Origin of the sequence: Labrys sedimenti (assembly GCF_034424805.1) — a bacterium.
GTDB classification, from domain to species: domain Bacteria; phylum Pseudomonadota; class Alphaproteobacteria; order Rhizobiales; family Labraceae; genus Labrys; species Labrys sedimenti.
The window spans coordinates 1-15,021 of record NZ_JAXOUF010000034.1 but is presented as its reverse complement, the minus strand read 5'-3'; the positions used below and the strand labels follow the sequence as shown (position 1 = coordinate 15,021).

Genomic DNA, 15,021 nt, shown 5'->3' with positions numbered 1-15,021 from the left:
AGGTACTATGAAACTAGTATAGACGTCTCTGACATGATATTTGTCCGAAATCGGACAAAGTTGAGGCTTTTTCATGAGACGCATCAGCAAGGCTCGCGCCGAGCAGATCATGCGCGAACGCGGCTGGCTGCCATTGTTGCCGGAAGCGTTCCGGACCGAGGTACTGCGGCGCTCGGCCTTGCTGCGCTTCGCTCCGGGCGAGACGGTGTTTCGCCTCGGCGATCCCGCAGGCGGAGTTTACGGGCTTGTGGCTGGCACCGTCAGCATCAGTCTTGCCCCGGCCGGCGCGACGCCGCGCCTGATCCTTCTAGGGGTCCCAGGTCACTGGACCGGCGAGGGTTGCTTTCTCACGCGTAAACCGCGGAGGGCCGAACTTCGGGCCGTCGTGGATACGACCATGTTGCATCTTTCCCTCAATGCGATGGATCAGATGGCCGCACGCGATCCAGCGGTCGTACATCATGTCGCGCTCATGCTGATGACCACTGTCGAATTCCTGTTCCGCGTGATCCACGACCTGCAAAAGCCCGAGGCAGACAGGCGGGTCGCATCTGTGCTTCAGCGCACGACCTGGATTGGAGAGGCACCGATCCCGCTCACCCAGAGCGAGATTGGCATTATGTCGAATGCCTCACGCAAACAGGTCAATGCCGCCATCAAACGCTTTTCCGAGGCCGGATGGCTTACCAACACCTACCGCTCCATCACCATCACCGACCCGGATGCGCTCCGCCGCTTTGCAGAGGGAGACGGTACGGACTAATTGCGAATGCCCGCCGGCCGATGCCGGTAGCGAAAAGCCGGGGTTGCCCTGGATACCCAGTTTCGAGACCGTCATGTCACCACCCCGCCATAGTCTAGCGCATGTCGCCTTGTTCCTTGCCCTCATGGCCAATGGCGCAGGTCAGTCCTTTCTGCTCGTGGTGCTGCCACCGCTCGGCCGCCGCCTCGGGTTCGCTGACATCGAGACGGGTGCGATACTCTCCGCCTCCGCTCTCTTGCTGATGATCGCGGCGCCGGTTTGGGGATATCTGGCCGAGCGCATTGGGCGCCGTCCGGTGCTCATGATTGCACTCGCGGGGGCGATGCTCGCTCCCTTGGCGTTTGGCTTCATCGTCGGGCGCCGACTGGAAGGGATCATAAGCGGCGCCCTCGGCCTCCTCTTAGTAGCGCGGGCGGGGCAGGCATTGCTGTCCGCAGGCATCCTTCCCGCATCCCAGGCCTATGTAGCGGACATCACCGCACCGAAAGCGCGCGCCGGTGGTATGGGAAGCCTCGGTGCGGCCTACGGGCTCGGCGCGATTATTGGCTCGGCCCTGGCGTGGCGCATCGGAGGCAGCGACGTGGTGTTGGCCTTTCTGCTTCTGTCGGGTCTTGCCGGGCTGGCGTTCGCGAGCGTGGCCTTACTCGCCCCAGAAACGCGGCGAGGCAATCTGGAGGCTTCGTCTTCGATCGTTGGCCTGAACCTTTCCTGCATCTGGCCGTTCTTTGGGATCACGCTTGTTTCTATATCGGCCTATAGCATCGTTCAGCAGGTCGTGGCGCTACGCCTGCAGGACGCAATGGGTTTCGCGTCGGACGACTCCATCGCCAGGGCGGGACTGGCGCTGATGGCAACGGCCTCAGCGATGATCGTCGTGCAGGGCGGCGTATTGCGCACGCTTTCCTGGAGGCCGGAGACGATGCTCGGCGCAGGTTCGCTGCTGGCGACGATAGCCCTGCTCCTCGCCGCCCTTGCGCGGGACTATACGGAACTGTTCGGCGCTCTCCTCCTGCTCGGCGTCGCGCTGGGACTGATGCTGCCCGGCAACCTGGCTTCGCTCAGCCTGCGATCGGGGCCAAGCGCCCAAGCAAAGGTCGCAGGTTTCAACGTGGTTGGCCAGGGATTAGGCTTGGCGATCGGACCGCTGAGTGGCGCTGCTCTGCATCAGTGCTCGCCCCAAATGCCATTTCTCGCTGCGGCCGTCCTCCTGACCATAGCCTCCGCCCTATCGATCGGCGCTTTACGCATTCGTAGATTTCCGGCCACGAGCGACGCCATTCGATGAAAAAATATATGTCCTGCCACAAAGGAGGCCACATTACTCTTTCCGCTACAGACAAGGGCCCTTCCGGGCTGGATACGACACTGTGGTTAATGAAGGCCGACCCGATACTGGAGCGCACAACGCAAAAACCGCCCAGGTAATCAGACCTGGACGGTTATTGATTTATGATAAAACTGGTTGCGGGGGTTCGCAACCAAGGCTTACGCCGCAGCACGCCACAGTGCCCGAAACCACGACTTCCCACGAAAGGTTACGATGTAGGTGATTGGCGGAACCGTCCACATCAAAGCCAGGTTTCGTGGACAAAGCTTGGCGGCGTGACTGGCGGTTGATTCAAGTCGGCCTTGGGGGGATGGATTGGTCTTTCGGATGAAGAGTGCGAACTGATCGGCCCGCTACTGCCCTCGGAGTGAGACTGCGACTGCCTGCCAGCAGGTGACAAGCGCCGCGCTTCTTCGAGGTCATTATGTAGGTGGCGCATCAACTGCCGAACGAATATGGCAAGAGGAACAACGCCTTTCACCTCTATCGGGACTGGGGCGAAACGGGAGAGTTCGACGCCATGCTCAAAAAGCTGACCGAAATGGCGGGCTGGGAGCGATCCGCCGACATGACCGATAGCATCATCGTCCGAGCGCACTACTGCGCTCTAGGCTAAAAACGTGACTCGAGCGACCGGGGCGCTTGGTCGATCGCGCAGTGAGTTCACCATGCAACTCCACGCTCCCTGCGACGGAAAAAGGCCGCCCGCCCGGCTTCGCCCGACGCTAGGCGGGGCGCGCAACGTGAAGGGCTTCGGACCATTGTTCCGGATGGTCGCCAACTGATTGCCGTCGCTTATTTCTGTGTGTAGCATCTTACCGCTTGTTTGGTAGATTCTCGGCTTCCGGAACTCCTCGGACGGCCTTTATGAGAAGTAATGGGCTTTGAGCCAGGCGGGTAAAGCCATGGGCACGACCGAAAAATGTTCGCATCCCGATTTTGAGGCACAGATCGACATTGCAAAGATTGAAGATACGGTACTCAAAATCGCGGAACTCTCAATTAGATGCACTAAATGTGGCGCACCTGCCATTTTTCGGAAGCTGCCGGACGCGTTCAGGAGCGCTCCTGCAACGACCTATACCGCCTCTCAAGAGGTAACTCTAGCCTTTGTATGCGATGGCGATAATTTTGACGAAGATGATATTGAATTTACAGAGATCGCCCTCTCTTGATCTCTTGAAAAAATGACGATGAATCACAGTTATGATGCCCCATCTACTTTCGATTCAAGATCACTCAGGCGAATGATTTTTAAATATCTGAATCTTATTTGAAATTTCGTCGCCATAATCGCACTTTCACCCGTATCAGCCAGCCTTCCTGCCACTCACTATTTCCCTTTTTTGTAGTCAGGGTGCCACCCAAAAGGACACGTCATTAAGTGCGTTGCTCATGATCGATAATCTTGCCACGGCCTAGCGCCAGAGGCACCCCTGCCAATATCAGCAAGAGAACAGCCAAAGGCAACACCGCTGCAAAGCCAATAAAATGAAAGCCATATGCGCCTGCCAGTCCTCCCGTGAAAAACGCTCCGAGCAAGGAGCATAGTAAGGAGAGCTTGGCGCGATCAGCGACCACCCTGCCTGTAGGTACGGTCATGGTCCTGTTCCAATAAAAAAGTTTGCCCAGTTCGATCCCAAGGTCCGTTATCATACCTGTCAGATGTGTCGTGCGGATGCGTGCCTGCGAAATCTTGGTGATTATGGCGTTTTGCAGTCCCATGATGAAACACAGCAGCGGGATCGCTACAGGTACAAAAAAGGCACGGTGGCTGTACAAACTTCCGACAAGACCAAATGCAAGCAGCAGAATTGCTTCAACGACCAGGGGAAAGGCATATTGCCCATAGGCTCGATGTCGTCGTCCCCAGTGAATGAGAAAAGCTGAACAAGCCGCCCCGAGGATGAATGCGATCGCCGCGCCCAGGCCGTTCAGCATCAGATGTACTGCTCCGAGGGCCAGATTATCGGCTAGTGCCGAGATCACGCCCGACATATGCGAGGTGTACTGTCCAACCGCGAGGAATCCTCCTGCATTCACTGCGCCAGCAATGAAACATAATGCCAGACCGAGCCGAGCATCCGCTGTTTCGCTGCGTTCAGTGCCGATGACACTCTGCAAACCATCGACAACCTGCGTCGTGATGGAACGCCTCTCCTGGTTATTGGAATATTCGCTCATAGAGTAACTTCCGATAAAGGTAATGTCTCAAGCTTGCGTAGACACTCGATCTTTAGTTATATCTAGAAAATTATACTTAAGATTTTTGAAATTTAAATTTTTAAAGCCGATTATAAATTTGAAAAAGATAATATATATTGTCATTCATATAATATCCTGTCGGTTTTATCCGAGAAAACCATGCCCTACGCCACGAAGAGTATCGCCAACATGGAGCAGCCCGCCTCGCGTTCCCACTTCGCGAATGATGTATTAAACATCAATAATAATTGTTGAGAATGTTATATAGTGGTATTAAGCTCTAAATTGCATATAAATTATGGCACTCAGTGAGCGCGGGATGATGATCACTGCAGCGCAATTGCGGGCAGCGCGTGCCCTTCTCGGTATCGACCAAAAAAGGCTAGCTGCACTGTCGGACCTTTCCGTGCCAACGATCCAACGCATGGAGGCGCGCACGGGCCTGATCAGGGGCAATGTCGACTCCTTGATGAAGCTCGTGGAGGCCCTCGCCACGGCCGGGGTCGAGCTAATCGGCGAGGGCAGCAGCAGTGCAGCGGGCGGACGAGGTGTGCGCCTGAAGCAGTCTGCTCCGAAGATCCTTGACCCTGGCGGCGCGGACGGGGTGGAGGAGTAAAGCCGTGATGCTTGCCGTCGCTTTGGGGTGTATCGCGGTCCTGTTGGTCATTGCACTCGCGGCGCTTGCGGCGAGACGGCTCTCGTCTGCAACTGTGTTGGTCTATTCGGCAAGTCTATGCGTTTCGCTCGTCCTGCTGGCGACGGCGCTCACTCAGCTACTCGGCCGCCTTGCGGAGACGGATCTGAAACTGCCCCTCGGCCTGCCCTGGATCGGAGCAAACTTTCATATCGATGCCTTGAGCGCCTTCTTCCTGGCCATCGTCAATCTCGGTGCCGCCGCTGCAAGCCTCTACGCTCTCGGGTATGGAAAGCACGAACACGATCCCGAGCGTGTGTTGCCGTTCTATCCCGCTTTCCTTGCAGGTATGAACGCCGTCGTCCTCTCGGCGGATGCCTTCGCTTTCTTGTTTTCCTGGGAATTGATGTCGCTGACATCATGGGCGCTGGTGCTGGCGCATCATCGCGAGGAGGACAATCTCAAGGCCGGGTATGTCTACATCGTGATGGCGAGCTTCGGTTCGCTGGTGCTGCTACTGGTCTTCGGCCTTTTGGCCGGCAGCCAGGGTGCTTACGCTTTTGATCAAATTCGCCATCATGTCCCGACGGGAATGGTGACCGCGATCGTGCTCGTCCTCGTGACGCTCGGCGCCGGCTCCAAGGCCGGCCTGGTGCCCCTTCATGTCTGGCTGCCCCTGGCTCATCCGGCAGCGCCAAGCCATGTCTCGGCCCTCATGAGCGGCGTGATGACCAAGGTTGCGATCTATGCCTTCATTCGCATCGTGTTCGACCTTTTGGGCCCACCGGAATGGTGGTGGAGCGTCCCGGTCCTGGTCGCCGCTGGCGCCTCGGCAGCCCTAGGCATTCTCCAGGCCCTGATGCAGACCGATCTCAAACGCCTGCTCGCCTACAGCACGATCGAGAATGTCGGGCTCATCTTCTCGGGCCTCGGTCTCGCGCTGGCGTTTCAGGCCAACGGTTTCGGCGCGGCCGCTGCGCTGGCGTTGACAGCGGCCTTGTTCCACATCCTGAATCATATGCTGTTCAAGAGTGTGTTGTTCTTCGGCGCCGGCGCCATATTGACGGCGACAGGGCAACGCGACCTCAACGCCTTGGGCGGGCTCATCCACCGCATGCCCGTCACCAGTGTCGCCGTACTGGTCGCCTGTGTCGCTATCTCGGCCTTGCCTCCCTTGAATGGCTTTGCTTCCGAATGGCTGACTTTCCAGGCCATCCTGCTCAGCCCTCAGATTCCGCAATGGGGGCTCAAGCTGTTGGTGCCGGCCATTGGCGCCCTGCTCGCTTGGTCGGCGGCCCTGGCGGCTGCTTGCTTCGTACGAGCCTTTGGTACGATTTTCCTGGGACGGCCGAGAACCCTGGCAGCACAGGAGGCTCGCGACGTAGATCGTTGGTCGCAAGCCGCGATGATCGCGCTCGTAGGTCTATGTGTACTTGCAGGCATTTTACCGGGCCTCGTCATCGACGGCATCGCGCCCGTCGTGTCCTCCGTAGCTCAAGCCCGCATGCCGGCTCAGGCGGGCGTAGATTGGCTCACCATCATACCGGTGGCGGCAAGCCGCAGTTCCTACAACGGCCTGCTCGTCTTCGTCTTCATCACCTTTTCGGCTTCATTGTCCGCCTACGCCATCCATCGCCTGGCGTCGCGGGCCGTGCGGCGAGGTCCTGCCTGGGATTGCGGCTTTCCTGACGCCAGTCCGATCACGCAGTATAGCGCCACCAGCTTTTCCCAGCCGATTCGGCGCGTCTACGGCACCACGCTGTTCCGGGCACGCGAAAGCGTCGATATGCCCGCGCCTGGAGACCAGCGGCCAGCTCGTCTTTTGGTCAGTTTGCGAGATCTCGTCTGGGATGGGATTTATGGACCGTTGGTCAAAGCCGTCCTACTTGCCGCGGACCGACTCGACCGCCTGCAATACCTCACGATCCGCCAATATCTCAGCCTGGTCTTCCTCCTGCTTGTCTTCCTGCTCGTGGTGCTGGCGTCATGGTCGTGATCGAGAGTCTGGCCATCCAGGCCCTGCAGATGTTTCTCGTACTAAGCTTGGCGCCGCTCGTGACTGGCTTGGTGCGGCGGATCAAGGCTCATCTGTTGCGCCGGCGTGGTCCTTCGCCGTTCCAGCCATACCGCGACCTTCTGCGTCTTCTGCGCAAGGAGGTGGTATTGGCCAACAATGCCTCCTGGCTCTTTCGCGTCACGCCCTATGCGATCTTCGCCGCAACATGGGTTGCGGCCGCTCTCGTGCCGACCTTCGCCACAGGGCTACAATTCAGCTGGTCGGCCGACCTCATTGTCGTGATCGCTCTCTTGGGCAGTGCCCGTTTCTTTCTAGCCCTCGCCGGAATGGACATCGGCACGAGTTTCGGGGGCATTGGCGCCAGCCGCGAGATGATGATCGCGACATTGGCCGAACCGGCGATGATCATGATCGTCTTCTCCGTCGCCCTCCTCGCCGGTTCGACCCAGCTTTCCTATCTCGCCGGCTTCATGGTTACGGTCGGGCTAAGGGTATCGCTTGCGCTTGCCCTGATCGCATTAGTAATGGTGGCCATTGCCGAGAACGGGCGTATTCCCATCGACAATCCGGCCACGCACCTCGAACTCACAATGGTGCATGAGGCGATGGTGCTGGAATATTCCGGACGCCATCTCGCGCTGATCGAATTGTCGGCCTCGCTCAAGCTCGTGCTCTATATGTCGCTGATCGGTTGCGTCTTCGCCCCTTGGTGGCTTGCTTCTGCCGGTGCATCCACCGGCGCTTACTTGATCGGCGCCATCATCTATTTCGGCAAGCTCCTGTTCGCTGCCGCCCTCCTCGCTCTTTTCGAGACAATGGTCGCCAAGATGCGAGTCTTCCGCGTCCCGGACTTTCTCGGCGCAGCCTTGATGCTCAGCCTTCTGGGCGCGCTCCTTCTCTTCGTGTCGAGGAGTTTGTGACATGAACGGGCTCACCTTCGACATAGCGCATGTGCTGGCCGGTGGTCTGGTGCTGGTGAGCTTCATGATGCTCTACCAGAACCGCCTCTACGCACTGCTCAATATCTTTGCCTTCCAAGCCATAGTGCTGTCGTTATCGGTTGCCTGGCAGGCCTGGGTTCAGGGCGCAACCCACTTATACGTCACGGCGGTGATCGCTTTGATCTTCAAGGCGATCGTCATTCCTGTGGCCTTGCATCGCATTATCGCCCGCCTTGGGATCCATCGGGAGGTCGAGACCGTGGTTGGGGTGGGCCTGACCATGCTTGCGGGCATCGGCCTGGTGGCCTTGTCCATGGTGATCATGCTGCGGGTAACGGCCGGCGCCGATCCCCTGGCGCGTGAGGACCTTTCTTTCGCCCTCTCGGTCGTATTGCTCGGCTTTCTCATGATGGTGACACGCCGCAATGCCGTCAGTCAGGTGGTGGGCTTCATGTCCATCGAGAACGGTCTGATCCTTGCTGGGACCGGCGCCAAGGGTATGCCTTTGGTTGTCGAGATCAGCGTTGCCTTTTCAGTGCTGATTGCCCTTTTCGTCATTGGCATCTTCTTGTTCCGCATCAGTGAACGCTTCGACACTGTGGATTCCAAGGCTCTCGACCGCTTCCAAGGAGAACGCCAATGAGTGGCCTTCCCCTGGATGGTTCGACCTTGATCCTGATTATTCCGATACTGACCGCTATCCTCATGGCAGTCCTGGCGGACTTCAGGTTATCGGCCAGACTAAACGCGCTCTCCGCCTTCATTACCTTGGTAGCAGCATTCTCTCTTTTGTTTCACAGGCCCGATCCGGGCTCCTACGTCGTGGTCGACGATCTCAATATCGTCTTCCTCCTCCTCAACACTTTCGTGGCTTTCACCACCAGTGTGTTCAGCGCCAGCTATATCGGGCATGAGCTGGAGATCGGCCGGCTGACACCGTCGCATCTGCGCTTCTATCACGCGATGTACCAGGTTCTGCTGTTTGCCATGAATCTTGCTTTGCTGGCCAACAACATCGGCCTTATCTGGGTCGCCATCGAGGTCGCTACGCTGACCACCGTTCTGATGGTCGGAATCTACCAGACCCAGGAAGCCATCGAGGCCGCCTGGAAATATTTCATTCTCGGCAGCGTCGGTATTGCACTGGCCCTTTTTGGCACCATCCTGGTCTACATGGCGGCCCGTCCCATCGTCGGCGAAGGCGTTGACGGCATGGTCTGGACCGTCCTGCTTCGACATGCCGCCGACTTCGATCCTGCCCTGCTCAATCTGGCCTTCATCTTCCTATTGCTGGGCTACGGCACCAAAGCGGGCCTGGTGCCCCTGCATGCGTGGTTGCCAGACGCGCATGCCGAAGGGCCAACGCCGATCTCGGCCGTGCTCTCCGGCCTGCTGCTCAATGTCGCCCTCTATGCGGTGCTGCGCTTCAAGCTCCTGCTCGCCGCCAACCCCGCGGCCATCGCGCCCGGTCCGATGCTCGTGACGATGGGGCTCGTTTCGCTCATCTTCGCCGGTTTCATGCTCTATCGGCGCCGCGACATGAAGCGCATGTTCGCCTTCTCGTCCATCGAGCACATGGGCATCATCGCCTTCGCTTTCGGCATGGGAGGCCCGCTTGCCAATTTTGCTGGCCTCCTGCACATGACCATGCACAGCCTGACCAAATCGGCGATCTTCTTTGCAGTGGGTCACGTTGCTCAAGCCAAAAGTACCCAGAAAATGGCCGAGATTGGCGGCCTGACCCAGAGCCATCCGCCGCTCGGCTGGGGACTGGTCCTGGGCGTGCTCGCCATCGCCGGTCTGCCGCCCTTCGGGATATTCATGAGCGAGTTCCTGATCGTGAGCGCCACCTTTGGACGCCAGCCCCTGCTGGCCTTGGTGCTGGTGACCGGATTGCTGCTCGCCTTCGGTGCCCTGATCCTGCGCATGCAAGGGCTCGCCTTCGGTGTTCCCAAGGGGACGATGGCTCCGGTCAAGGCATCCTATGTGCCTCTGGCGCTTCATCTGGCACTGGTATTGATCGCGGGCTTCTATCTGCCTGCGCCGCTGGTTGCCTGGTTCCAGCATGTCGCAAACATGCTTGGATAGGACGCAACCCATGGCAAAGCTCGACGAGTTGCTCGCAGCCCATTCCACGCCCGGGGCACATCTTTCCTGGCCGAAGGTCACTGCCGACGATGCGCTGTGGCACGACTTGGTCGAACAGCTGCAAAAAGGCACCGTCACGCTGCTGGGCCTTTGGGGCGAGAACAACGGTGGTCAGGCCGTTGTTCGCGTCGCGGTTCTCGACGAAGCGCAGCGGGCCGGGATGGTGGTCACCCATGCATGCCCGGGTGGTCAGTACCCTGCCTTGAGCAAATCTCACCCGCCGGCAATGCGCCTGGAGCGCACCGTGCACGATCTCTTCGGGCTGCTGCCGATCGGTCTGCCGGACACCAGACCATGGCTCGACCATGGCATGTGGCCGGTGCGCCACCCGCTCGGCGATCAGGGCCCTGCCCCCGCATTGGCGCCAGCCTATGCCTTCCTGGGCGCGCAGGGCGAGGGCCTGCACCAGATCCCCGTCGGTCCAGTCCATGCCGGTGTGATCGAGCCGGGTCATTTCCGCTTCACGGCCGGCGGCGAGACGGTCGTCCGGCTCGAGGAACGGCTCGGCTATGCCCACAAGGGCGTGGAAGGGCTCCTGATTGGTACCGATATCACAAGGGCGGGGCAGCTTGCCGGACGCGTGTCTGGCGACAGCACCGTTGCTTACGCTCTAGCCTTCTCGCGCGCCGTTGAATCCGCCCTCGACATGGCGGTACCGGCGCGCGCCGTGTGGCTGCGGGCCCTGATGGCCGAATTCGAGCGGCTCGCCAATCATTTCGGAGACATCGGCGCCATCTGCAACGATGCCGCCTTCGTCTTGATGCATGCTCATTGTGGCGTGCTGCGCGAACGCGTCCTACGTACCGCAATGACCTGCTTTGGACATCGCCTGATGATGGACCGCATCATTCCCGGCGGCGTCACCAACGATCTGGCTGCGGACGGACGGGCCGCGATACGCGATCTCCTCGCCGAAATCCGTCGTGCCTTTCCGGCCCTCGTGGAGCTCTACGACAACACGGCCTCGCTACAAGACCGGACGGTAGGAACTGGAATTGTCGATCCCACATTGGCGCGCCAATACGGATGTGGCGGTTTCATTGGCCGGGCCTCGGGACGGAGTTTCGACACACGCCATGTCCTGCCCTATCCCCCCTATGACAACCTGCGGTTCGAAGTACCTGTTCTTTCGGAGGGCGACGTCAACGCGCGGGTGTGGATTCGGATTAAGGAAGTCGAGCAAAGCCTGTCGCTGATCGACCAGATCCTCGAGCGCCTCCCCCCAGGTCTCATCTTCGCCGATCTATCCCAGGCGAGAGCTGGCGAAGCAATGGCCTTGGTGGAGGGCTTTCGTGGCGATATCCTCGTCTGGGTCAATCTCGACGAGCACGGACTAGTCCGCCGCTGCCACCTGCGCGATCCGTCCTGGTTCCAGTGGCCCCTGCTCGAGGCGGCGATCGACGGCAACATCGTGGCCGATTTTCCGCTCTGCAACAAATCCTTCAACTGTTCCTATTCTGGGCACGATCTGTGAGGTTTCGCTCATGAGACGCTTGCTGTTCGACACACTGCGTAAAGCCCCGTTCACTGAACCCGCCCCCGTGCCCCACGATCCGGAAATCGCTGGCCTCATCGCTCAGCTGGGCCGGTCTGCTCAGGCACGGCTCGGCCGTAGTCTCGCTATCCGCGAGGTCGATGCCGGCTCCTGTAATGGTTGTGAACTCGAGATCAACGCTCTTGGCAACGCGTTCTATGATTTCGAGCGTTTCGGCCTGCACCTCGTGGCTTCGCCACGTCATGCTGATGTGCTGCTAGTCACAGGACCTGTTACGCTGAACATGCGCGAAGCCTTGAAAAGGACCTATGAGGCAATGCCTTCGCCCAAATGGGTCGTTGCTGCCGGAGGATGTGCACTCGATGGCGGCCCGTTCGCGGGTAGCTATGCTTGCGCGAGGGGGGTATCCGACGTCATACCCGTTGATCTCCATATTCCTGGCTGCCCGCCCACCCCCACCGCTCTTCTCAAAGGTCTTTTGGCGCTCTTCAGCCGAACGCAGATGTAATCGGTACAGTCACGCCAGGGGTGTTGCGCGCCCTTGCCAGCACACCGAAGGATTGAGGCCAGCTTGAGGCCTGTCACCCCTCTTGCGGCCCGCACCTGTCTATTGCTATATATTGCATTATCATTCATGTTTAAAACATCATTCCGGTGTTTATATCGCATCGGTTTTGACAGGGCGAAGGCGACGTGCCTGCCGATTGGCATCACGTCAGATCGGGGTTCAATGCGCCAGATCGATCTCATCAGCTCACAATCGGGTGTGGTCGCGATTTACGAAGATCGGCGAGGAAGCCGCGTCTATTTGGAAGGGAGCGCCATTCAGACCTATGCGGACCCGGATGGTACAAGCCTGCTGTCCTATGTTCGCCTGATGGCGGATGTCCTTTCTCCCTGCCAAGAGGTCCTGGTGCTGGGTTGTGCCGGCGGTTCGCTCGCGACGATGCTCCATCGATCCGGCAAGCGCGTAACCGTTGTCGACAACAATCCGGAGAGTTTTCGGATCGCGCGCCAGTATTTTGGAATGGCGTCGACCATACAATGTGTGGCCGCGGATTTTCGAGATTACTTGGGAGCGCGGAACAACCAGTTTGACGGTATCGCGGTCGATATCGGAGGTCCAACGGTCGCCTTTCAGCATTTGTTCGATGCGCCGATCTGCGAGGCAATATGCAAAAGGCTAAGCCCAAATGGCCGCTTGGCGATGAATCTGATTATTCCCGAGGCCGCCGATACGCTCGCCGACCATATCGCCTCAGGGCTCGCGGCCGAAGGCACTGGCTTATGGATCTACGACCAAATCGGAGAGCGAGACTTTAACGCCGTCCTCGTTCGCCTGCCGCACAGTGAGCATCACAGTCTGCGAGGTGAGGTTTACGGGACTGTCCTGGATAATACCCCCTGGACGAAAAGGCCCCCTCGCAAATCTCTAGTGCCTTATTACCACAGGCAAAGACAGCCCGTGAGTGGCCTGGAGCGGCAACTGGCCGAGCTATTTATGCAACGCATGTTCGATATCGGACCAACCTCCGATGAGCAGCCTCTTGCTTCGCAATAGAGTCTGCTGGACCAATATTTGATGGAGTGGCCATGGCCAACAACGATGAAGACTATATCTATGACGAGGCGACCGGCGAATGGCTGCCAGCTTCGCAAGTGAAGGCCTCCGCCATTGCGGACCAAAAAGTGGTTCGAGATTCGGCTGGTAATATCCTTGCCGATGGCGACGCGGTCACCCTCATTAAAGATCTCAAGGTCAAGGGAACCGCGCTCACCTTGAAGCAGGGGACCGTGGTCAGGTCGATCCGCCTCACTGACAATGATGAGGAGATCGACTGCCGCCATGAAGGGATCAAGGGCCTGGTTCTGCGAACAGAGTTCGTGCGCAAGCGTTGATGGATTGCTGCAGCTTCGTTGAGGGCAGCTGTATCTCGATTTCTGCAGTCGGCCTGAAAGGTGGCCACCATCGCAATGTCGGCTTTCATAAGCATGTGGCGGCATTGATCCCAATCAATGCCAAGAAAATGTACTCATGACCGATCTCTATGCAGGAACTCGATGATAGCGCTGCCACATGGCAAAAACCGATAACTTGGTTCGAAAATGCAACGACATGATCGCGGAAGGGCTGGATTTCCCCACGATATGGGAGACATATCTAAGGTGCCACACTGCCGTGATCGGCCCGCCCATCCAAGGCTATCGGGACAGTGAGCTCATTCTGAGCATCCCATTATTTTATCGACAAAGATTGGTCTTTCTTCCAACGAACGGTCGGTTCGTGATCGAGTGAAAGGCTAGGCAATTACCTTCAAGCCTTTGTCTGCTCGATGAACGGGCAAGCCGGTAGTCGACAGGCTCGTGATATTTGATGGTCGAGGATGAGTACCCTGAGCGACATTCGACACATTATATGCATGTAGAGGGACGCACCGTGCAGTTGCTAGCCCGTTTCGAGGGCATCCACGGCAGGATCTTCGTCATCGAGGAAAAAGCCACGGGCGCCCGTCGGTACTACGAGGGAGGCTCCTTCCAGAGCCACGCCTGGCGGTCTGGAGAGAGCTGCTTTACCTATGTTCACCTGATGAAGGCTCTCCTGCAGCCGGCCAGAGACGTTCTCGTGCTTGGTTGTGCTGGCGGCACGCTGGCCACAATGCTGCATCGGCAGGGCAAATCGGTCACAGTCATCGACAGAAACCCACTGAGCTTCATGCTCGCGCGCGAGTATTTCTGGATGCCCTCGGATGTTCGATGCATCGCCGCCGATTTCAAGGATTTCATCACCTACAATCGTGATTGTTTCGATGCGATTGCCGTCGACGTCGGCGGCCCCGGATTCGACTATGTGGCCGAGTTCGACGAAATGACTTGCCGCACTCTCCACGACCGTTTGGGCCATAGTGGCCGGATCGCCATGAATGTTTTAATCGAGTACGGGATGGATCTGCTTCCTGACATCGCCGGGAAGCGACTTGCCGGATCGGGCTTGCGGACCTGGATCATTGACGAGGTCGTTAGGGAGCCGGACCGTAATGCGGTGATTGCCTGCGTCCCAGAAGGCTATCTAGACATTCAATGGCAGATTTTACCGGACGCCGTTGCCATCGATGCAGCGCGATGGCTTGTCAGACGTTCGCACCTGGAAAACGCCGACAAATATGCACGCTGAATGGCCTGGCACGCTATTAGCAAAATCTCCACATCGCCATTGCAGCTGTCGTGGCGCCAAATTCGATCCTCTGCAGGTTACGATGTGGGCGATTGGCAGAACTGCTCACATCAAGGAGAAAATTGAAGCCTCGATAACGGAGGTGCCTCCGACACCGCCCTTGATTGGACCGCTTACTTGCGAAATTCTCTGGGCGGGATACGGGTTCGCCTTGGCCCCGTTACCAGGTCACCAAGTCGAAACGCGATTATCCTAGCCGCGATTGCTTCCGAAACTGACGAGGCGTCACGCCAGAAATTCGACGGAAGGCTCTACTGAA

The 15,021-nt window shown here is 58.4% G+C and carries 15 protein-coding genes; 14 read left to right on the top strand and 1 reads right to left on the bottom strand.

Going from position 1 to position 15,021, the window contains the following annotated elements; all coding sequences use genetic code 11:
• Positions 1 to 73: 73 nt before the first annotated feature.
• From U1R88_RS33660 to U1R88_RS33645, 4 genes are all read left to right on the top strand, one after another.
• Positions 74 to 763 (top strand): Crp/Fnr family transcriptional regulator, encoded by a 690-nt coding sequence (locus U1R88_RS33660; protein WP_322435240.1) that lies wholly within the window; start codon positions 74 to 76, stop codon positions 761 to 763.
• A gap of 109 nt (positions 764 to 872) precedes the next feature.
• Positions 873 to 2,048 (top strand): MFS transporter, encoded by a 1,176-nt coding sequence (locus U1R88_RS33655; protein ID WP_322435239.1) that lies wholly within the window; start codon positions 873 to 875, stop codon positions 2,046 to 2,048.
• A gap of 472 nt (positions 2,049 to 2,520) precedes the next feature.
• The gene (locus U1R88_RS33650; RefSeq protein WP_322435237.1) at positions 2,521 to 2,706 is read left to right on the top strand and encodes a hypothetical protein; all 186 of its coding nucleotides are present in this window, start codon (positions 2,521 to 2,523) and stop codon (positions 2,704 to 2,706) included.
• Positions 2,707 to 2,995: 289 nt separating this feature from the next.
• A complete protein-coding gene (locus U1R88_RS33645) occupies positions 2,996 to 3,265 on the top strand; it encodes a hypothetical protein (RefSeq protein WP_322435236.1) in 270 nt (89 codons plus the stop codon).
• A gap of 205 nt (positions 3,266 to 3,470) precedes the next feature.
• Here U1R88_RS33645 and U1R88_RS33640 read toward each other — a convergent pair whose 3' ends face one another.
• Positions 3,471 to 4,274, bottom strand: coding sequence for a YoaK family protein (locus U1R88_RS33640; RefSeq protein ID WP_322435235.1), 804 nt, complete (start codon positions 4,272 to 4,274; stop codon positions 3,471 to 3,473).
• A 343-nt stretch (positions 4,275 to 4,617) separates the two neighbouring features.
• On the opposite strand from U1R88_RS33640, the gene U1R88_RS33635 reads away from it, so the two are divergent.
• From U1R88_RS33635 to U1R88_RS33590, 10 genes are all read left to right on the top strand, one after another.
• Positions 4,618 to 4,911 (top strand): helix-turn-helix domain-containing protein, encoded by a 294-nt coding sequence (locus U1R88_RS33635; RefSeq protein ID WP_322435252.1) that lies wholly within the window; start codon positions 4,618 to 4,620, stop codon positions 4,909 to 4,911.
• A 7-nt stretch (positions 4,912 to 4,918) separates the two neighbouring features.
• Entirely contained in the window at positions 4,919 to 6,925 is a 2,007-nt protein-coding gene (gene hyfB / locus U1R88_RS33630) for a hydrogenase 4 subunit B (protein WP_322435251.1), read from the top strand.
• On the top strand, positions 6,916 to 7,866 hold the full coding sequence (locus tag U1R88_RS33625) for a respiratory chain complex I subunit 1 family protein (RefSeq protein WP_322435234.1): 951 nt from the start codon (positions 6,916 to 6,918) through the stop codon (positions 7,864 to 7,866). The genes hyfB and U1R88_RS33625 overlap by 10 nt, the downstream gene beginning before the upstream one ends.
• 1 nt (position 7,867) lies before the next feature.
• The gene (locus U1R88_RS33620) at positions 7,868 to 8,530 is read left to right on the top strand and encodes a hydrogenase-4 component E (RefSeq protein ID WP_322435233.1); all 663 of its coding nucleotides are present in this window, start codon (positions 7,868 to 7,870) and stop codon (positions 8,528 to 8,530) included.
• The gene (locus U1R88_RS33615) at positions 8,527 to 9,975 is read left to right on the top strand and encodes a hydrogenase 4 subunit F (RefSeq protein ID WP_322435232.1); all 1,449 of its coding nucleotides are present in this window, start codon (positions 8,527 to 8,529) and stop codon (positions 9,973 to 9,975) included. Before U1R88_RS33620 ends, U1R88_RS33615 begins: the two co-directional genes overlap by 4 nt.
• Positions 9,976 to 9,985: 10 nt before the next feature.
• A complete protein-coding gene (locus U1R88_RS33610; RefSeq protein WP_322435230.1) occupies positions 9,986 to 11,509 on the top strand; it encodes a hydrogenase large subunit in 1,524 nt (507 codons plus the stop codon).
• A 10-nt stretch (positions 11,510 to 11,519) separates the two neighbouring features.
• Positions 11,520 to 12,038, top strand: coding sequence for an NADH-quinone oxidoreductase subunit B family protein (locus U1R88_RS33605; RefSeq protein ID WP_322435229.1), 519 nt, complete (start codon positions 11,520 to 11,522; stop codon positions 12,036 to 12,038).
• Positions 12,039 to 12,260: 222 nt separating this feature from the next.
• The gene (locus U1R88_RS33600; protein ID WP_322435228.1) at positions 12,261 to 13,091 is read left to right on the top strand and encodes a spermidine synthase; all 831 of its coding nucleotides are present in this window, start codon (positions 12,261 to 12,263) and stop codon (positions 13,089 to 13,091) included.
• Between the two features lie 32 nt (positions 13,092 to 13,123).
• The gene (locus U1R88_RS33595; protein ID WP_322435227.1) at positions 13,124 to 13,429 is read left to right on the top strand and encodes a zinc ribbon domain-containing protein YjdM; all 306 of its coding nucleotides are present in this window, start codon (positions 13,124 to 13,126) and stop codon (positions 13,427 to 13,429) included.
• Between the two features lie 475 nt (positions 13,430 to 13,904).
• Complete coding sequence (locus U1R88_RS33590; RefSeq protein ID WP_322435226.1) at positions 13,905 to 14,702, top strand: polyamine aminopropyltransferase; 798 nt, start codon at positions 13,905 to 13,907, stop codon at positions 14,700 to 14,702.
• The last annotated feature ends 319 nt before the right edge of the window (positions 14,703 to 15,021 follow it).